Source organism: Bradyrhizobium sp. SZCCHNRI3043 (assembly GCF_032377735.1).
In the GTDB taxonomy this organism is placed as follows: domain Bacteria; phylum Pseudomonadota; class Alphaproteobacteria; order Rhizobiales; family Xanthobacteraceae; genus Bradyrhizobium.
Genome location: NZ_JAUHID010000019.1, coordinates 12176 through 30641, shown reverse-complemented (window position 1 = coordinate 30641; position 18466 = coordinate 12176). Strand labels below are relative to the sequence as shown.

The window sequence follows — 18466 nt, the reverse complement described above, 5'->3', positions numbered from 1 at the left end:
CGCATGGGTATGGAAGGCATTGGCGCCAGCGTCGTCCGCAAGGAGGACAAGCGTTTCATCACCGGCAAGGGCCGGTACGTCGACGACGTCAAGCTGTTGGGCATGACCTTTGCCCATTTCGTCCGCAGCCCGCACGCGCACGCCAAGGTCAAGAGCATCGACTCCTCGGCCGCCGAGGCGATGCCCGGCGTGGTCGCGGTGCTCACGGGCAGGCAGATCGTCGACGACAAGGTCGGCAATCTGATCTGCGGCTGGGCCATCACCTCGAAGGACGGCTCGCCGATGAGGATGGGCGCATGGCCGGCGATGGCGCCGGAGACCGTGCGCTTCGTCGGCCAGGCCGTGGCGGTCGTGATCGCCGAGAGCAAGAACCTCGCCCGTGACGCCGCTGAGGCCGTCGTGGTCGAATATGAGGAGCTGCCGGCGGTCGCCGACATGCCCTCCGCGCTGAAGCCCGGCGCGCCGCAGCTTCACCCGGAGGCCCCCGGCAACGTCGTCTATGACTGGCATATTGGCGACGAGGGGGCGGTCAACGCCGCCTTCGCCAAGGCCGCCAACGTCGTCACCCTGGAATTGACCAACAACCGGCTGGCACCGAACGCGATGGAGCCGCGCGCGGCGATCGCCGAGTACGATGCGGCCGAGGAGCATTTCACGCTCTATACGACGTCGCAGAACCCGCACGTCGCTCGCCTGGTGCTGTCGGCGTTCTACAACATCGCACCAGAACACAAGCTGCGCGTCATCGCGCCCGACGTCGGCGGCGGCTTCGGCTCCAAGATCTTCATCTATCCCGAGGAGATGGTGGCGCTGTGGGCCTCCAAGAAGGTCGGCCGTCCGGTGAAGTGGACCGGCGATCGCACCGAGGCGTTCCTGACCGACGCGCACGGCCGCGACCACATCTCCAAGGCCGAGATGGCGCTCGATGCCGACAACAAGATCCTTGGCCTGCGGGTCAAGACCCACGCCAATTTCGGCGCCTACATGTCGCTGTTCTCGTCGTCGGTGCCGACCTATCTGTACGCGACCCTGCTGTCGGGCCAGTACAACATTCCGGCGATCTATGCCGAGGTGATGGGCGTCTACACCAACACCACGCCGGTCGACGCCTATCGTGGCGCCGGACGTCCCGAGGCAAGCTATCTGCTGGAGCGGCTGATCGAGACGGCGGCGCGCCAGTTGAAGGTCGATTCGGCCGATCTCCGGCGGAAGAACTTCATCACCCAGTTCCCGCACCAGACCCCGGTGATCATGGCCTACGACACCGGTGACTTCAACGCCTCGCTCGACGCGGCGATGAAGGCGATCGACTATGCCGGTTTCCCGGCCCGCAAGGCGGCGGCGAAGGCGCAGGGCAAGCTGCGCGGCCTCGGCCTGTCCTGCTACATCGAAGCCTGCGGCATCGCGCCGTCGAAGGCGGTCGGCAGCCTCGGCGCCGGCGTCGGCCTGTGGGAGTCCGCGGAGATCCGCGTCAACCCGGTCGGCACCATCGAGGTCCTCACCGGATCGCACAGCCACGGCCAGGGCCACGAGACCACCTTCTGCCAGCTGATCGCCGAACGCCTGGGCGTGCCGATCAGCCAGGTCTCGATCGTTCATGGCGACACCGACAAGGTGCAGTTCGGCATGGGCACCTACGGCTCGCGCTCGGCCGCCGTCGGTCTCACGGCGATCCTGAAGGCGATGGAGAAGGTCGAGGCCAAGGCCAAGAAGATCGCAGCCCACGCACTCGAAGCGTCGGAAGGTGACATCGTCATCGAGAACGGCGAGTTCAAGGTGACCGGCACCGACAAGTCGATCGCGCTGCCGATGGTCGCGCTCGCCGCCTACACCGCGCACAACCTGCCGGACGGCATGGAGCCCGGATTGAAGGAGACTGCTTTCTACGATCCGACCAACTTCACCTTCCCGGCCGGCACCTATATCTGCGAGCTCGAGGTCGATGAGGCCACCGGCAAGACGTCGTTCGTCAACTTCGTCGCGGCGGACGATTTCGGCCGGCTGATCAACCCGATGATCGTCGAGGGCCAAGTCCATGGCGGCCTCGTCCAAGGCATCGGCCAGGCGCTGCTCGAGCACGCGATCTACGACAGCAACGGCCAGCCGGTCACCGCGTCCTTCATGGACTACGCGATGCCGCGCGCCGACGACGTGCCGTCGTTCAAGCTGAGCCACACCACGACCCTGTGCCCGGGCAATCCGCTCGGCGTGAAGGGCTGCGGCGAGGCCGGCGCGATCGGCGCATCCGCCGCCGTGATCAATGCGATCACGGATGCGATCGGCAACAACAAGCTGGAAATGCCGGCGACGCCCGACCGCGTCTGGCACGCGATCCACGGTTGATCATCGCTCCGGGGCGCGCGCAGGCGCGGCCCCGGAATGATCTCGATGAAAAATTCAGGGAGATTCCCATGTACGAGACGACCTACCATCGCGCCTCCTCGGTCGACGAAGCGGCGGCGCTGTTCGCCAAGGGCAGCGAAGCCAAGTTCCTGGCCGGCGGCCACACCCTGCTTCCGGTCATGAAACAGCGCCTCGCCAGCCCGTCCGATGTCATCGACATCGGCAAGATCAAGGACCTGATCGGCGTGCAGCTGTCCGGCGACACGCTCGTGATCAAGGCGGCGACGACCTATTACGACATCATGACCAATGCCGACGTGAAGAAGGCGATCCCCGCGATCTCCTACCTCACCTCGGTGCTCGGCGATCCCGCCGTGCGTCACCGCGGCACCATCGGCGGCTCGATCGCCAACAACGATCCGGCCGCGGATTTCCCGGCGGCACTGATCTCGCTCGGCGCGACCGTGAAGACCAACAAGCGCACGATCTCGGCGGATGATTTCTTCAAGGGCCTGTTCACCACGGCGCTCGAGGACGGCGAGATCATCACCGAGGTGGCGTTCCCGGTGCCGGAGAAGGCGGGCTATGCCAAGATGCGCCACCCGGCGTCGCGCTTCGCGCTGACCGGCGTGTTCGTGACCAAGACGAAGGGCGGCGACGTCCGCGTCGCCGCCACCGGCGCCTCGCAGAGCGGCGTGATGCGCGTGGCCGCGATCGAGGCGGCGCTGAAGTCGAACTGGTCGGCCTCGGCGATCGACGGCGTCAGCATCCCGGCGAGCGGCCTGCTCAGCGACATCCACGGCTCGGCTGATTACCGCGCCAATCTGGTGAAGGTGATGGCTCAGCGCGCGGTGCAAGCCGCGGGCTGACCTCACAACGCGGATCATTCCGCGTCACGGCACAACAAATTCCACACGGCGCGCAGCGATGCGCGCCGTTTTGCTTTGCGGCATACGGCACGCTTGCGTTGGCCGGATACACGCGGGACAATCGCGGATCAGGAAACGCATCGCGCGTGAGGATGTCTGATTAGTGCGGACAGCAGCCAAGCACACCCACCCTCCCCTGGAGGGGGAGGGTGAAGGTCGCGGCGACCATCTTTGTCCGATCGACCTCATCACGCGCCGAAGCACCGCAGGGACAAGACAACGTGCTCGACAAGACCGCCCCACAGACCGAGACCCGCGCCACCGGACCGCTCGCGGGCTTTCGCATCGTCGAGTTCGCCGGCATCGGACCGGGACCGTTCGCCTGCATGCTGCTGGCCGACATGGGCGCGGAGGTGGTGACGCTCGATCGCGTCGGCGCGCGCAAGACCATGAAGTCGGTCGCCGGTCGCGGCCGCAAGGTCATCGAGCTCGACCTCAAGGACAAAGCCGTCATTGCCGAGGTGCTCGACCTGCTCGCCGGCGCCGACGCGCTGATCGAAGGTTTCCGGCCCGGCGTGATGGAGCGGCTCGGCCTCGGCCCCGACGTCGTGCTCGCGCGCAATCCCAAGCTGGTCTATGGCCGCATGACCGGCTGGGGCCAGCAGGGACCGTTGGCGCAAGCGGCCGGCCACGACATCAACTACATCTCGATCACCGGCGCGCTGGCCGCGATCGGACCCAGGGAGCGGCCGGTGCCGCCGCTCAACCTGGTCGGCGATTTCGGCGGCGGTGCGCTCTACCTCGTCGTCGGCGTGCTCGCCGCACTGCTCGAAGCCTCGAAGTCCGGCAAGGGGCAGGTGGTGGACACCGCGATGTGCGACGGCGCGGCCTCGCTGCTCGCGATGTTCTTCGACCTCACCGCGATGGGCCGCTGGACCGAGGGGCGCGAGCGCAACTTCCTCGACGGCGGCGCGCACTTCTACGGCGTCTACGAATGCGCCTGTGGAAACTTCATCTCCATCGGCTCGATCGAGCCGCAGTTCTACGCGCTGCTGCGGCAGCATGCCGACCTCTCCGATCCCGCCTTCGACGCCCAGATGGATCCGCGCGCATGGCCGGCGCTCAAGGAGAAGCTGGTCGCGGTGTTCAAGAGCAAGACGCGCGAGGAATGGTGCAAGATCATGGAGGGCACCGACATCTGTTTCGCGCCGGTGCTGACGATGTCGGAGGCACCGAAGCACGCGCACATGGCGGCGCGCGGCGTGTTCGTCCAGCGGCATGGCATCACGCAGCCGGCGCCTGCCCCGCGCTTCTCGCGGACGCCGTCCAACATCCGTGAGCCGGAGGTGACGGAGATTGGCGCTGTCGTGGGCGCGTGGAAGGCGGGGCGGTAAGCTCGATAACTGCGCTCGAGCGCTGCTCGACTGTTCCCATTTCAATGAGTTGGCTACGCCGTCGCCTCAATCTCGATGTCGTCCCCGCGAACGCAGGGACCCATAACCACCGTCCGCGGTTTGGCGACGATCGTCTGCGACTGTGCCCTACAGATAAATCACGCGGTATGGGTCCCGGGTCGGCGCCTGCCGCCGCTGGCGCGTCGTCAGGCTTGCCCGGGACGACAGCGGTTATTTCGCGATGCCGGCTCCCGCGCACACTGTCATTGCGATCGAAGCGAAGCAATCCAGGGTGCGGACGGAAGTCTGGATTGCTTCGTCGCTCTGCTTCTCGCAATGACGGGCGCATCTCCTCCACCTACTCCGCCGCCTCCACCTTCAGCACGCCGCGGCGGATCTGGTCCTCTTCGATCGATTCGAACAGCGCCTTGAAGTTGCCTTCGCCAAAACCGTCGTCGCCCTTGCGCTGGATGAACTCGAAGAAGATCGGGCCGATCGCATTGGCCGAGAAGATCTGCAGCAGCACCTTGGTATGACCGCCTGCAACGACCCCCTCGCCATCGATCAGGATGCCGTTTCTCTTCAGACGGGCGAGGTCCTCGCCATGCTTGGGCAGCCTGCTATCGATGCGCTCGAAATAGGTGTCCGGGGGCGACGGCATGAACGGCAGGCCCGCGGTCCGCAGGCCCTCGACGGTCAAGTAGATGTCGCGGGCGCCGCAGGCGACGTGCTGGATGCCTTCGCCGCGATAGATCTTGAGATACTCCTCGATCTGCCCGGACTCGCCGGCATCCTCGTTGATCGGAATCCGAATCTTGCCGTCGGGGCTGGTCAGCGCGCGCGAGAACAATCCGGAGGCGCGGCCTTCGATGTCGAAGAAGCGGATCTGGCGGAAGTTGAACAGCTTCTCGTAGAAGCCGGTCCACACATCCATGCGGCCGCGATGCACGTTGTGGGTCAGGTGATCGATGTAGTAGAGGCCGGAGCCGATGGGGCGCGGGTCGCGCTCGCCGATCCACCCGAATTCGAGATCATAGGCCGAGCCCTTGGCACCGTAGCGATCGACGAGATAGAGCAGGCTGCCGCCGATGCCCTTGAGTGCGGGCACGTCCAGCGTCTTCTGGGCCGGCGGCAGGTCGGCCGGCTCGGCGCCGAGCGCGATCGCCCGCGCATAGGCCTTCTTCGCGTCGACCACCCTAAACGCCATCGACGGCGCACACGGCCCGTGCGCGGCGACGAACTCGTGGCCGTGGCTGCCGGGCTCCTCGTTCACGAGGTAGTTGATGTCACCCTGGCGGTACAGCGTGATCGCCTTGGTCCTGTGGCGCGCGACCGCGGCGAAGCCCATCAGCTTGAACAGCGCGTGCAGCTCGCTTGCTTCGGGGTGCGCATATTCGACGAACTCGAAGCCGTCCGTGCCCATCGGGTTGTCGGCGGAGATGGTGGCAGGAGGCGCATCGTGCGGAAATGGACCCATGGGGGAAGCTCCTTCAGCTTGATGAGCGGATCATCTCCCGAATTCCGCGCACGGGGCATGCAAACCATTGTCATTTTCGCCCGAGTATGCACGATCCATGCACATTCAGAGGAAATGACGCATGATTTCGGTCGATAGCTTCGATCTCCGTATCCTGGCCGCGCTGCAGGACGACGGCCGGCTCACCAACCAGGAGCTGGCCGACCTCGCCGGGCTCTCGGCCTCGCAATGCTCGCGACGGCGGATGCGGCTGGAGGAGGACGGCGTCATCGCGGGCTATCGCGCGCAGCTATCCGGCACGTCCCTGGGCTTCGAGCTGATCGCCTTCATCCAGATCACCCTGGCGACGCATTCGCCCGACAACGCGCAGAAATTCCGTGCGCTGGTGAACCGCGTCGACGACATCCAGGAGGCCTACGCGCTGACCGGCGACTCCGATTATCTGCTCAAGGTCGTGCTGCGCGACCTCAAGAGCCTGTCCGACATCGTCAACAATGTGCTGATGCCACACCAGAGCGTGGCGCATGTGCGGTCGTCGATCGTGCTCGACCGGCTGAAGGAGAGCGCGAAGCTGCCGCTGGCGTCGCTGTCTGCTGGCTGACGACGTGGCGCAAATCGAGGGAATTGCGCCATTCAACACCGTCGCGGCTTTTGCGACAGTCACATCATTCCAACATCTGCGAGACGAACATGGCGCTGCAGCTTCGCCCGAATTGCGAATATTGCGACAAAGACCTGCCACCGGCAGCAACGGACGCGCGCATCTGCTCCTACGAATGCACCTTCTGCACCGACTGCGTCGAGACTAAGCTGTTCAACGTCTGCCCGAACTGCGGCGGCGGCTTTGCGCCACGGCCGATCCGCCCGTCGCGCGAGTGGCGGCCAGGGGCCTGCGTCACAAAACAGCTGCCGTCGGACAAGCGCGTGCATCTGAAATATGCGGCGGAGGAGGTCGCGGCGTTCGTCGGAGGCGTGAAGAACGTCGCGCCGGAAGAGCGCTGACCTCTCTCCTCGTCATTCCGGGGCGCGCGCAGCGCGAGCCCGGAATCGATAACCACGACGTGACATCGTGCATCGAAAGCTCAGCCAAGGGCAGCTCGCATCACACGGCCGCTACGATCGTGCCTTCGACTTCGCCGAAGCCGACGCGATAGCCGTCGCCCTGGCACCAGCCGCGCATCACCAGAGAGTCGCCGTCCTCGAGAAACGTGCGCTTCACGCCGCCGGCGAGCTCGACCGGCTCGGTGCCATTCCAACTGATCTCCAGCAGGCTGCCGCGCTGATGCTTCTCCGGGCCGGAGATCGTGCCGGACCCGAGGAGATCGCCGACACTCATGGCACAGCCGGACGAGGCATGGTGCATCAGCTGCTGCACGCTCGACCAGTACATGTACCTGAAATTGGTCTGCGCGATGGTCTGCGCGGCGTTGCTGCCGGAGGCACGCAAGGCCACGTCGAGGGAGAGATCGTAGTTCTGCGCGGCCTTCTGCTGCAGGTAGGGCAGCGGCGTTGGATCCTGCGTTGGCCCCGACACGCGGAACGGCTCCAGCGCCTCCCGCGTCACCACCCACGGGCTGATCGACGTCGCAAACGCCTTGGCTTGGAACGGGCCGAGGGGCACATATTCCCATTGCTGGATATCGCGTGCGCTCCAGTCGTTGAGCAGCACGAAGCCGAAGATCATCGCCTCCGCCTGCGCCTCGCTCAGCATCTCGCCGAGCGGCGACGACTGGCCGATGACGACGCCCATCTCCAGCTCGAAATCGAGCCGCTTGCACGGCCTGAAGCTCGGCACCTCGGCGCTCGGCGGCTTCAATTGCCCGCGCGGCCGGCGCACCTTGGTGCCGGAGACGATCACGGTCGAGGCGCGCCCATTATAGCCGATCGGCATGTGCAGCCAGTTCGGCTGCAGCGCATTGTCCTTGCCGCGGAACATGACGCCGACATTGGTGGCGTGCTCCTTCGACGAATAGAAATCGGTGTAGCCGGCCACGTCGAACGGCAGATGCAACGTGACGTCCTGGCGCGGCAGCAGCGCCCGGCTGCGCAGCGGCTTGTCGTCACGCAGCCGCGGATTGTCGTGGCGCAGCAGTGCGCTGATCGCAGCCCGCGTCTTCGACCACACGGCGGGGCCGAGCGCCATGAAGGCATTCAGCGAGGATTGCGCGAACACCTCATAGGCCGGCGCCAGATCGAGCAGGCCTTCGTCCTCGAGCACGGCGAGGTCGAGCACGAACTCGCCGATGGCGACACCGACGCGTGGCTTTGGCGAATCGGCGGCGGAGAACACACCGTAGGGCAGGTTCTGGATCGGGAAGTCGGAGGCTGGATCGACCGGGATGAAGGAGCGGAGCGAGGGATCGTTGGGATGAGTCAAAATGCTTCTCCGGACTACGTCGTCATGCCCGGGCTTGACCCGGGCATCCATCTCTCACCGCACAGAGAATGTCGTGGATGGCCGGGTCAAGCCCGGCCATGACGGCATTCTCACAGTTCAAGGCCTGTTCGGATCGAAACGCTTCTCCAGTCCGTTCCAGCAATCGGCGTAGTCGCTCTGCATGGTGCCGGACTCCGCGGCGTGCTTGGTGATCCGCTGCGGGAAGCGCGTCTCGAACATGAAGGCCATCGTGCCCGTGAGCTTCACCGGCTTCAACTCGCCATTGCTGGCGTGATCGAACGCCTCGCGATCTGGCCCGTGCGGCAGCATGCAATTGTGCAGGCTCATGCCGCCGGGCACGAAGCCCTGCGGCTTGGCGTCATAGACGCCGTAGATCAGGCCCATGAACTCCGACATGATGTTCATGTGGTACCACGGCGGGCGGAAGGTGTTGTCGGCCACCATCCAGCGCTCGGGGAAGATCACGAAATCGATGTTGGCCGTGCCGGCGGTTTCCGACGGCGATGTCAGCACGGTAAAGATCGACGGATCGGGATGATCGAAGCCGATGGCGCCGACCGGCGAGAAGGTGCGCAGGTCATATTTATACGGCGCGTAGTTGCCGTGCCAGGCAACGACGTCGATCGGCGAGTGCCTGAGCTCGGTCTTGAACAGCGCGCCGCCCCATTTCACGTAGAGTTCGGTCGGCGTGTCCTTGTCCTCATACGAGGCCACCGGGGTCAGGAAGTCGCGCGCATTGGCAAGACAATTCGCGCCGATCGGGCCGCGCTCCGGCAAGGTGAAGGCACCGCCATAATTCTCGCAGAGATAGCCACGTGCCGGTCCCTCCGGAATCTCCACCCGGAACTTGACGCCGCGCGGGATCACGACGATCTCGCCAGGCTCGGCGTCGATGCGGCCGAACTCGGTGACGAACAGCAAACGGCCCTGCTGCAGCACGAACATCAGCTCGCCGTCGGCATCGTAGAAGTGCTGGTCGACCATCGACTTGGTGATGACGTAGACATGCGCCGCCATGCCGGCCTGGGTCGTGGCATCGCCGGCCGTGGTCATGGTCTGCACACCCTGCAGGAACGTCACATCGCCCGACGGCAACGGTGTCGGATCCCAGCGCAGCTGCTGCACCGTGATCTCCTGCTCGTGACACGGCGCGGTGCGCCACAACCCGGCATCGACCTTCGCGAATCGGCCGGAGTGTTTCACCGAGGGCCGGATGCGGTACAGCCAGGAGCGCTCGTTGGAGCCGCGCGGCGCGGTGAACGGCGAGCCCGAGAGCTGCTCGGCATAGAGCCCGTAGGCGCAGCGCTGCGGCGAGTTGCGCCCGATCGGCAGCGCGCCGGGCAGCGCCTCGGTCTCGAACGAATTGCCGAAGCCGGACATGTAGCCCGGCGTGACCTGTCCCGATGCGCGGTGCAACTGGTCAGGCGATGTGTTGATGTTCATCATCCTTCTCCTTGCAGGCGGGCCCACATCTCGCGGTCGCGCTCGGCGGTCCAGATCACGGGATCGTCGATGCCGCTGGCTTCGTCATAGGCGCGCGACACGTTGAACGGCAGGCAGTGCTCGTAGATGGCGAAGCTCGAGAATTTCGGATCCATCACTTCGCGCGTGGCGGCCATGGACTCCTTGAGGCTGCGTCCCTTGGCGACCGACATCTCCGCCGCGCCATACAGCGACGAGACGAAGTCGCGCGTCATCGCGATCGCCTCGCGCACCGTGGTCTCGCCCTTCAGCGCGTCGCCGCGGCCGGGCGCGATCGCCTTGGGATTGAAGTCGCGGATCTCGTTCAGGGTCGACGGCCATTCGCGCAAATAGGCGTCGCCGCAATAACAGGCCGAGTGATATTCGATGAGATCGCCGGAGAACATCACCTCGGCGTCCGGCACCCAGGCGACGATGTCACCGGACGTATGGCCCGCACCGAGCTGGATCAGTTGCACCTCGCGCTTGCCGAGATGGATCGTCATCTCGCCTTCGAAGGTGAGCGTCGGCCAGGTCAGGCCAGGAATGCTCTCGGCATCCTGGAACAGGCGCGGGAAGCGGCCGTATTCGGAGTCCCAGTCCTGCTGTCCCCGCTCCACGATCAGCCGGCGTGTCTCCTGCGACGCAACAATGCCCTGCGCGTGATAGGCCGAGGCGCCGAGCACGCGCACCGCGTGGTAGTGCGACAGCACGACATATTTGATCGGCTTGTCGGTCACGGTCCTGACCCGCTCGATCACCTTGTTCGCCATCGCCGGCGTCGCCTGGGCATCGAACACGATGCAGCCGTCGTCGCCGACGATGACCGCCGAATTCGGATCGCCCTCTGCAGTGAATGCATAGAGATCCGGGCCGATCTCGGAGAAAGTGATTTTCTTCTCGGCGAGATCGGTGGTGGATGCGAAACCCTTCGCCATCAGTTCATTCCCTGTCTGCGCAGCAGGCTATTGCTGCTGCTGTTGTTGTTGCTGTTGACCGGTATCAGCCATGCTGCGTTTCGCCAGCGTGACCGCCTCGCGCAGCACACCGATGTCACCGATGTGATTGGCGAGGATCAGGACCAATGCCGCATCGAGGTCGGCGCTTTCGAGGTCCGAGAGGCCCCGATGGGCTTCGACGATGGCGCGAAAGGCATCGTCGGGCTTGGCGAAATTGGAAGCGGTCGAGAGTGTCATCGTTGCGGCTCCTCAGCTCAGGCCGGAGGCGCGTGCGACCGCCGCCGCGATCGCGGCGCGGCGCGGATGCCGGAAGCGCGCCGCGACATAGCCGTCCGGACGCAGCAGATAGGATGTGCCGGGTTCGGCCCCGTAACGCTTGCCCGCGAAACCCTCGCCATCGGCAAGTCCATTCGGACCGCCGATGCTGACGACACCGACATCGTCGGGCACATCGATCGCCTCACCATTGGCAAAGGACAGCAGGGTGAAACGCCGGCCCTGAGCATTGAATGCATCGGTGAGATGAAGGTGCCGTCCGTCTGCCGTCTCGAGCGGAGCATCCGGCATCGATGTTCCCGGACAAGGGCCACTGTGCCAAGCCTCGTCGTCTTCGGTCGACAGCGGCGTCTGGTAGACCGAGGGAACCGACAGCCGGCCGCCATTGACCATGCGCTTGCCGAATTCGGTGTCCCTGGCGAGCGCGAGCACCACCTTGCGTAGCCGCGCCTCCTGGTGCGAATTCGGCGCCATGAAATCCGTCGCCCGCGTGGACTCGCGAATGTTTTCGTCGGCCGCTGCGCTTCGCTCCAGATGATAGGTTTCGAGCAGCGCCGCGGGCGAGGTACCGCGCAGCACGCGATCGAGCTTCCAGGCCAAGTTCTCGGCATCCTCCAGCCCCGAATTGGCACCGCGCGCGCCGAACGGCGAGACCTGATGGGCGGAATCGCCGGCAAAAACGACGCGACCATGAATGAAGCGCTCCATGCGCCGGCACTGGAATTTGTAGAGCGAGATCCATTCGAATTCGAACTGATCATGGCCGAGCATGCGCGCGATCCGTGGCCGCACATTCTCCGGCTGCTTCTCGACGTTGGGATCGGCATACCGACTGAGCTGCAGGTCGATGCGCCAGACATTGTCCGGCTGCCGGTGCAACAGCGCCGAGCGCCCGGCATGGAATGGCGGATCGAACCAGAACCAGCGCTCGGTGGGGAATTCAGCCGTCATCCTGACGTCGGCGATCAGGAACTGATCCTCGAACACCTTGCCGGAAAAACCCGCGCCGACCATCTGGCGCAGCGAGGAGCGCGCGCCATCGCAGGCGATCACGTATTGCGCCGATAGCCGATAGGCGCCATCCGGCGTCTCGATCGTCAGCACGACATGATCGTTGCGCTGCTCCAGCGCCGTCACCTTGTTGCGCCAGCGCAGCGAGATCTCCGGCAGCGCGTTGACGCGATCGACCAGATAGGCCTCGGCGTAGAACTGCTGCAGGTTGATGAAGGCCGGCCGCTTGTGCCCGGGCTCCGGCAGCAGATTGAACTGATAGAGCTCGGACGGACCGTGAAAGATGCGGCCGACGTTCCACACCACGCCCTTGTCGACCATCCGGTCGCCGACGCCGAGGCGATCCCAATATTCCAGGGAGCGCTTGGAGAAGCAGATCGCGCGCGAGCCCTCGCCGATACGGTCGGCATCATCGAGCACCACGACGGCATGGCCGCGCTGCGCAAGATCGATCGCGAACGACAGCCCGACGGGACCCGCACCCACGACGACGACCGGATGCGCGGCCGGCGTGGCCTGATCCTGGTCGTCGTGCCGACGATAGCCGAACTGAACCTTCGCCTGGCTCGCGCCCTGCCCCGGATTGGCCTGCACCATGGCTTGCTCGCCTTGTGGTTTTCTTGGACTTTCGAAACGACGACTTTCGAAGCGACCAACATTTCCTCGGGCGAGGCCATTCGGCCGTCTTGCCAGATAGTCTCACCTGCAACTATTCTAAAGCCGACGGCTTCGGCCGCGTCAACTCAAAAATCGGAGCGCGATCTTGGCGAAGCCATCTACCGCGGCGTCCAGGCGGCAGGCGAAGCCGGTCGAGGATGACCGAAATGCGGCAGTGCCGCAGGAAGACGAGCGGCTCGACCTGTTCAAGTTCGCACCATTCCGGCTCAACCGTCTGGCCGCCGAGGTCAGCGCGGCGCTCGCCATCGAATATCGGGAGCGCTATGGGCTCGACATTCCGGAATGGCGCGTGCTGGCGACGCTCGGCTTCCGCCGCGAGGCCTGCAGCGCGCAATATGTCGCGGCGTGCACCCGCACGCACAAATCGACCATCAGCCGGGCCGTGACGTCGTTGCTGGAGCGGCGGCTGATCGAGCGCGTCGAGAACGCCGAGGATCGCCGCGAGTTCCGTCTGCGCCTGACACGTAAGGGCAAGACGCTTTACGAGGAGCTGATCCCGCGTTTGCAGCAGCGCGAGCGCGAAATCATGGCATGCCTGTCGGCCGACGAGCGCAAGACGTTCGACCGCCTGATCGGCAAGATCGAGGCGAGCCTCGATCTGATCCAGACCAGCGAGGAAGCCGACGCGAAGCAGGCGTATTAGTTACGGATGTGTTGGGCAGGCAAAGGCGCCTGCCACGCTCTCCGTGGTCGACGACGGTCTTGCGCGCCGTGCCCACCACCGTGGTTTGGCAAAAGCGGTGGGCACGCGACGCCTTCAGCATCGTTTTGCCCACCCTACACGTCATCCCTACATGTCGTCACGAAGATGATCGCCGCCGCTCTGCAGGGGCATCAATCAAATCGGCGCCCTCCCCGTGCCAGCGCAGGATCTCCATCGCCAGCACCGCGTGATTGAAGCCCTTGAGATGCAGGTCGTCGATCGGCCTGGCGTCGACCGACTGTTCGACCACGCCGAACACTCGGCGCGACACGATCACTTGTCCGGCCTTGGCCTCGTCGCATAGCCGCGAGGCGAGATTGGTGACGCTGCCGATCGCGGCGTATTCGAGCCGGTGCTCGAAGCCGACCTGGCCGAGCGTCGCATATCCCAGTGCGATGCCGACGCCGAACCCCAGGCTGTGGCCGCGATTTTTCCAGCGCTCCGTCAATTGGCCGATCTCGTCGCGCATTTCGAGCGCCATCTTCACCGCGCGCATGGTGTGATCCTCGAACGGGATCGGTGCATTGAACAGGATCATCACGCCGTCGCCGGCATAGCGATCGAGCGTGCCCTCATATTTGAAGATCAGCTTGCCGAGCGCGGCGTGATATTCACGCAGCACGTTCATCGCCTCTTCGGGCTCGGTCGTCTCGGTAAACGCGGTGAAGCCGCGCAGATCGCAGAACACGACCGTGACCTCGCGGCGGTGGCTTTCCAGCAGCGCATCGTGACCATCCGACGACGCGATGATCTGCGCCACCTGCGGCGCCAGGAAGCGCTCCAGCCGCCTGATCCGCTCGATCTCCGCCAGTTGCTTCTCGACGCGCTCCTCGAGCGACTTGTTCCATTCGCGCAGCTGCTCGGTCTGCTCGGTGAGCTTTTCAGCCTGCTGCTGCACCGTCGCGTGGGTCAGCGCGAGCTCGCGGCCCTTCTGATCGACCTCGGTGAACAGTCGTGCGTTGCGCATCGCCAGCACGGCCTGGTTGGCAAACGTTCGCATCAGTCCGATCAGGTTCGGCGGGAACGTGCCGGCCGACCGGCGGAGCACCACGAGCGCGCCGAGCACGCCCTGCTGATCGACCAGCGGCGTGAACAGCACGGCGTGAAAGCCGGCGGCGACCGCGACGTCGCGCAGCGGGTGATCGGGTGCGCTTTCGAGCTCGGCGATCGCGATCGGCTCGCCGCTACGCACGGAGTCGGAGAGCAGGCTAGTCCGCTCGTCCAGCACATTGTGCGGGCCGTCCCGGTCGACGCCCTTGGCCTCCACCAGCCTGAAGCGGCGTTCGGCGGCCTCATACGAATAGATCAGCACGGCGTCGGTCTTGGTGATCTCCAGCGCCCGGGCCGCCACCGTCGGCAGCACCGCATTGAGATCGAGCGAAGAGGCCACCGCGCGGCCAACCTCCTCGAGCACCTTCAGCTCATTGATCGACTGAGCCAGATCGCGCGTACGCTCCTCGACCTTGGCTTCCAGCACGGCATAGGACTGCGCGAGCTGGCCGGCCATGCTGTTGAACTGATCGGCGAGCTCCTCCAGCTCGTCATGCGTCTTCACCTCGATGCGCTGGGCGAAATCTCCGGCGCCGAGCTTGCGCGCGCCGGCGCGCAACGCGGTGATCGGGACGAGCATGCGTCGCGCCAGCAGCGAGCCCGCGAGGATCGCAACGGCAAGACCGAGCGCGATCAACAGCGCACCGCGCAACAGCTGATCGCGGATCGGCGCCAATGCGTGCGCGGTAGACTGTTCGAAGAACACGGACCAGCCGAGCTTGGGGAGCGTCGCGACCGCCGAGAGCACGGCGTGGCCGGCGCTGTCCGTACCGGAGGCCAGCGGCTGGCCATCCGGCGTGAGCACCGCCGCGACCTGCGGCAGCTTGGAGAGGTCCTGACCGACCGCCGGCCCCCTCGCCGAGCTCGCCAGCACCTGGCCGCGCGGATCCACCACGTAGGCGGTGCCGACCTTGCCGATCTGCGCCTCGGTCATGAAGTCTTCGAGAAAGTCGAGGTCGATGTCGGCCACGGTCACACCGGCATTGAAGCCGGAATGCGCGACCGAGATCGACATCGTCGGCTGCGCACCCTTGAAGGTCACAACGGAGAAATTGCTGCCGTGCGTGACGGTGTCGGTGAAGCGCAGGTCGCGCGACAGATCGTTGCCCGAGGAGAACGCGATCGAGGTGCGTGACACCCGGAGCTGCTCGCGACCCTGGCCGTCGAGCTGATACAGCTGCCGCACAGCCGGCGCCTGACTCAGCAGTTGCACATAGTCGGCGCGGCGGAGCTCCAGCGTATTGGCGCTCGCCCGCGTCACCCAGCTGATCTGTCGCTGCAGATCCGAGAGCGCCTGATCGATCCGCCGGGCGCTGGCGTCGGCCTTTTCGGCCATGGCGGCGGTCAGGCTCGCCTTGGTGGACTGATAGCTGATCCAAGTTTCGGTCGCGCCATTCACGGCCAGGACGAACACGACGAGCCCGACCAGCGACACGACGTATTTGGCGAACAGGCCCTGCCGCAACGACCAGCCTCTGTTCTCGACCTCGTTCATCCGGACCCCTCACGCGCGTCATCGCCGAGGTCAGCCTCGGACAAGCGCGTCCGCTGCCGTCCTCGCGGCAGCGACACCTCGGAGACTGGACCGTGCGGGTGCGAGACGGTCCGTCGCCGGCATCCGTTTAGCACATAATGACAAGCAGAGCCGCGCGCGCAGTGCGCGCCCCCGCACTGGCCGTTGTTTGCGCGGTTGGCCTTGAACCCTCCACCGCTCGGAGGAGATCCCCGCGGATTCGGTTGCCTGTGGTTCTATATTACCTATTGAAGATGCGCTTCAATACATCGTTCATCGGCTGGCTATCCTGCGCGCCGTCCTGCCGAGGCTCGGCGGGGGCGGCCTCCGCCGGGCCCTGGCCGGCATCGCCCGAAGACAGCGGAACAGCGCCGCCCTGGGGCGCAACCAGCGTACGGCCCCGGCCCTTGACCTGCGGCTGCGCGCCCTGCTGCAGCCCTTGCTGAATCAGATTGCCGATCGCCGATCCGAGATCGCCGCCGAGCAAGTCGGATTGGCCGGCCGCCGGAGCCTGCGCGTTCGGAGCCACCGTCGATGGCGCGCCGTTCGAACCGGCGTTGGGCGCAGCATTTCCGATGAGGCCCCCGATGCCGTTGATCAGATTGTTCAGCCCGGCTCCGTCCTTGCCGAACAGGCCCTGGCCCATCTGCTTGAGCCTGGCGTAGGCAGCATCCGGATTGTCGAGGATGCCGGCGATGTCGGGGTAGAAGCGCGGCTGACTCCAGGGGCCGTCGATGACGATGGGAATCCCAAGGCCGATCGGCTCCGAGGTGCGACCCTGCCCCTCGGTCGTCATCACGAGCTTCGGCTCGACGCGCATCGCCAGCGCCCGATTGCCCAGATCGATCGTCCCCGCACCGGTGACCTTGACCAGCGGTCCGACCAGGTTGAAGTCACTGGTGGCGGCCTGCCCGCGCTCGACCTGGAACGAGGCCGAGAGTTGCGTAAGATCGGTCGTCAGCTCCTTCGAATCCTGCCATCCCGACAGCGGATTGGCCGTCAATGAGCGGATCATCTGCGCGACGTTGATGCCGCGGATCGCGCCGTCCTGGAACAGCAGGAACGCCGAACCGCTCAGGTTGCTCATGAGAGCCTGCTGGCTGGCGCCGCTGGAGCGCAAGGCCAGCTTGCCCTGCATCCGCGCATCGAGCTTGTCGAATCCGGCGACGCTCGAGAGCAGCGGCAGCGCGCGGATGCCGACGAGATCACAGTGCATCGCATAGGCCGGATTGCCCGTGGAGGCGTCGATCACGACCTCGCCGCTGGCCTGCCCCTCATAGGCGCCAAGATTGGCGACGGTCGCCTTCAGCAGGCCGCCGGCCAGCGAGGCTTCGAGATCGAGCGGACCGAGGCGAGCCCCGGAGAGAACGACATCCGTCGCCGACAACTTCACGCGCGCATCGACGTAGTTGAGACCGCGCAAGTCGATTGCCGCCGTGCTCCATCCCGACGCGCCGGCAGAGCCCTGCCCCGCAAGCGCTCCCAAGTCGAGCCGGCGAACGTCGAGATCGACCTTCACCAGCGGCTTGCTCGCGAGATCGACCGAGGCCCAGCCGTTGAAATCGCCATCGCCAAGCGTACCGCTGAGGCCGTTGATCATCACCACCGGGCCATTCAGCCGAACGTCGGCGCGGCCAGCAAGGAGTCCGCGAAATGCATTGGCCACGTCGATCTTGAAGTCGACCGGCAGCGTCTGGCGGTCAATTGGCAGCGCAGGCGCCGCCGCCGTGACGTCGAACGTCACCGGGCGGCCGCCGGCACGGGCCGCGCCCGTGATCTTGACCTTGCCGTCGGACAGAGACGCCGTCGCGCCGATGCCCTCGAGCCGATTCTCGACGCGGTCGCGCGGGTTGGAAAGGATGACGGCGCCGTCCCTGACGGTGACCCGTTCGATCCGGACCGCAGGCGCCGCTTCCGACTTCGCCGAGGCACGGCTACGCGGCGCATTGTCCCGCAGCCGTTCGCGCAGCAGCGGCAGATAAAGTGTGGGCCTGTCGACGATGATCTCGCCGATGTCGGGCCGGCCGGACCACAGGCTCGACAGCGCCACGTCGGCCTGCAGCTTGCCGATCGTCAGCCGATTGTTGCCGTCCCGCTCCTTCGGATCCTGCAGGGTGATGTCCGTCAGGGTCGCATGCAGCGACGGCCACAGGCTGACGCTTGCCGAGCCGGCGATACTCAGGCGATAGCCGGTGTCACGCTCGACGCGGTCTTGGATGGCGACCGTGAGGAAGCTCGCCGGAAGTCCAAAAGCGAGCGCCAGAGCGAGCACGACGATGACGGCGCCAATCAAACCGCCTGCGATCTTCAATGCCTTCATGTCGATGTCCCAAG

General features: G+C 65.5%; 14 protein-coding genes. 6 read left to right on the top strand and 8 right to left on the bottom strand.

Going from position 1 to position 18466, the window contains the following annotated elements; genetic code table 11:
- Positions 1 to 3: 3 nt before the first annotated feature.
- From QX124_RS26930 to QX124_RS26920, 3 genes are all read left to right on the top strand, one after another.
- Entirely contained in the window at positions 4 to 2343 is a 2340-nt protein-coding gene (locus QX124_RS26930) for a xanthine dehydrogenase family protein molybdopterin-binding subunit (protein WP_315798740.1), read from the top strand.
- A 68-nt stretch (positions 2344 to 2411) separates the two neighbouring features.
- Positions 2412 to 3212, top strand: a complete 801-nt coding sequence (locus tag QX124_RS26925; RefSeq protein WP_315798739.1) for a xanthine dehydrogenase family protein subunit M — start codon at positions 2412 to 2414, stop codon at positions 3210 to 3212.
- 281 nt (positions 3213 to 3493) lie between these two features.
- Positions 3494 to 4606 carry a CaiB/BaiF CoA-transferase family protein gene (locus tag QX124_RS26920; RefSeq protein ID WP_315798787.1) on the top strand — a complete coding sequence of 371 codons (1113 nt, stop codon included), beginning with the start codon at positions 3494 to 3496 and terminating at the stop codon, positions 4604 to 4606.
- Between the two features lie 358 nt (positions 4607 to 4964).
- Here QX124_RS26920 and hppD read toward each other — a convergent pair whose 3' ends face one another.
- The gene (hppD, locus tag QX124_RS26915; protein WP_315798738.1) at positions 4965 to 6083 is read right to left on the bottom strand and encodes a 4-hydroxyphenylpyruvate dioxygenase; all 1119 of its coding nucleotides are present in this window, start codon (positions 6081 to 6083) and stop codon (positions 4965 to 4967) included.
- 121 nt (positions 6084 to 6204) lie between these two features.
- Here hppD and QX124_RS26910 point away from each other — a divergent pair, with 121 nt between their 5' ends.
- Both QX124_RS26910 and QX124_RS26905 read left to right on the top strand, forming a co-directional pair.
- A complete protein-coding gene (locus QX124_RS26910) occupies positions 6205 to 6684 on the top strand; it encodes an Lrp/AsnC family transcriptional regulator (protein WP_315777206.1) in 480 nt (159 codons plus the stop codon).
- 89 nt (positions 6685 to 6773) lie between these two features.
- Positions 6774 to 7085 carry a DUF1272 domain-containing protein gene (locus tag QX124_RS26905; RefSeq protein ID WP_315781432.1) on the top strand — a complete coding sequence of 104 codons (312 nt, stop codon included), beginning with the start codon at positions 6774 to 6776 and terminating at the stop codon, positions 7083 to 7085.
- A gap of 100 nt (positions 7086 to 7185) precedes the next feature.
- Here QX124_RS26905 and fahA read toward each other — a convergent pair whose 3' ends face one another.
- The 5 genes from fahA to QX124_RS26880 all read right to left on the bottom strand — a co-directional run bounded on the left by fahA (position 7186) and on the right by QX124_RS26880 (position 12785).
- Positions 7186 to 8460 carry a fumarylacetoacetase gene (fahA, locus tag QX124_RS26900; protein WP_315781434.1) on the bottom strand — a complete coding sequence of 425 codons (1275 nt, stop codon included), beginning with the start codon at positions 8458 to 8460 and terminating at the stop codon, positions 7186 to 7188.
- Between the two features lie 117 nt (positions 8461 to 8577).
- Positions 8578 to 9924, bottom strand: a complete 1347-nt coding sequence (hmgA, locus tag QX124_RS26895; protein ID WP_315798737.1) for a homogentisate 1,2-dioxygenase — start codon at positions 9922 to 9924, stop codon at positions 8578 to 8580.
- Entirely contained in the window at positions 9924 to 10880 is a 957-nt protein-coding gene (locus QX124_RS26890) for an MBL fold metallo-hydrolase (protein ID WP_315781438.1), read from the bottom strand. The genes hmgA and QX124_RS26890 overlap by 1 nt, the downstream gene beginning before the upstream one ends.
- 27 nt (positions 10881 to 10907) lie before the next feature.
- The gene (locus QX124_RS26885; protein ID WP_315781440.1) at positions 10908 to 11138 is read right to left on the bottom strand and encodes a DUF2783 domain-containing protein; all 231 of its coding nucleotides are present in this window, start codon (positions 11136 to 11138) and stop codon (positions 10908 to 10910) included.
- A 12-nt stretch (positions 11139 to 11150) separates the two neighbouring features.
- A complete protein-coding gene (locus tag QX124_RS26880; RefSeq protein ID WP_315781443.1) occupies positions 11151 to 12785 on the bottom strand; it encodes an FAD-dependent oxidoreductase in 1635 nt (544 codons plus the stop codon).
- 166 nt (positions 12786 to 12951) lie between these two features.
- Here QX124_RS26880 and QX124_RS26875 point away from each other — a divergent pair, with 166 nt between their 5' ends.
- A complete protein-coding gene (locus QX124_RS26875) occupies positions 12952 to 13509 on the top strand; it encodes a MarR family winged helix-turn-helix transcriptional regulator (RefSeq protein ID WP_315781446.1) in 558 nt (185 codons plus the stop codon).
- A 157-nt stretch (positions 13510 to 13666) separates the two neighbouring features.
- Here the strand turns inward: QX124_RS26875 and QX124_RS26870 are convergent, their stop codons facing one another.
- Both QX124_RS26870 and QX124_RS26865 read right to left on the bottom strand, forming a co-directional pair.
- Positions 13667 to 16114 (bottom strand): adenylate/guanylate cyclase domain-containing protein, encoded by a 2448-nt coding sequence (locus tag QX124_RS26870; RefSeq protein ID WP_315798736.1) that lies wholly within the window; start codon positions 16112 to 16114, stop codon positions 13667 to 13669.
- Between the two features lie 259 nt (positions 16115 to 16373).
- On the bottom strand, positions 16374 to 18452 hold the full coding sequence (locus QX124_RS26865) for an AsmA family protein (protein WP_315798735.1): 2079 nt from the start codon (positions 18450 to 18452) through the stop codon (positions 16374 to 16376).
- Between the last annotated feature and the right edge of the window lie 14 nt (positions 18453 to 18466).

What these genes read in the sequence shown, in the direction of transcription:
- QX124_RS26925 (WP_315798739.1), top strand. Translation starts at nt 2,412, where the DNA reads ATGTACGAGACGACCTACCATCGCGCCTCCTCGGTCGACGAAGCGGCG.
- QX124_RS26885 (WP_315781440.1), bottom strand. Translation starts at nt 11,138, where the DNA reads ATGACACTCTCGACCGCTTCCAATTTCGCCAAGCCCGACGATGCCTTT.
- QX124_RS26865 (WP_315798735.1), bottom strand. Translation starts at nt 18,452, where the DNA reads ATGAAGGCATTGAAGATCGCAGGCGGTTTGATTGGCGCCGTCATCGTC.
- QX124_RS26890 (WP_315781438.1), bottom strand. Translation starts at nt 10,880, where the DNA reads ATGGCGAAGGGTTTCGCATCCACCACCGATCTCGCCGAGAAGAAAATC.
- hmgA (WP_315798737.1), bottom strand. Translation starts at nt 9,924, where the DNA reads ATGAACATCAACACATCGCCTGACCAGTTGCACCGCGCATCGGGACAG.
- hppD (WP_315798738.1), bottom strand. Translation starts at nt 6,083, where the DNA reads ATGGGTCCATTTCCGCACGATGCGCCTCCTGCCACCATCTCCGCCGAC.
- QX124_RS26905 (WP_315781432.1), top strand. Translation starts at nt 6,774, where the DNA reads ATGGCGCTGCAGCTTCGCCCGAATTGCGAATATTGCGACAAAGACCTG.
- QX124_RS26870 (WP_315798736.1), bottom strand. Translation starts at nt 16,114, where the DNA reads ATGAACGAGGTCGAGAACAGAGGCTGGTCGTTGCGGCAGGGCCTGTTC.
- QX124_RS26930 (WP_315798740.1), top strand. Translation starts at nt 4, where the DNA reads ATGGGTATGGAAGGCATTGGCGCCAGCGTCGTCCGCAAGGAGGACAAG.
- QX124_RS26880 (WP_315781443.1), bottom strand. Translation starts at nt 12,785, where the DNA reads ATGGTGCAGGCCAATCCGGGGCAGGGCGCGAGCCAGGCGAAGGTTCAG.
- QX124_RS26910 (WP_315777206.1), top strand. Translation starts at nt 6,205, where the DNA reads ATGATTTCGGTCGATAGCTTCGATCTCCGTATCCTGGCCGCGCTGCAG.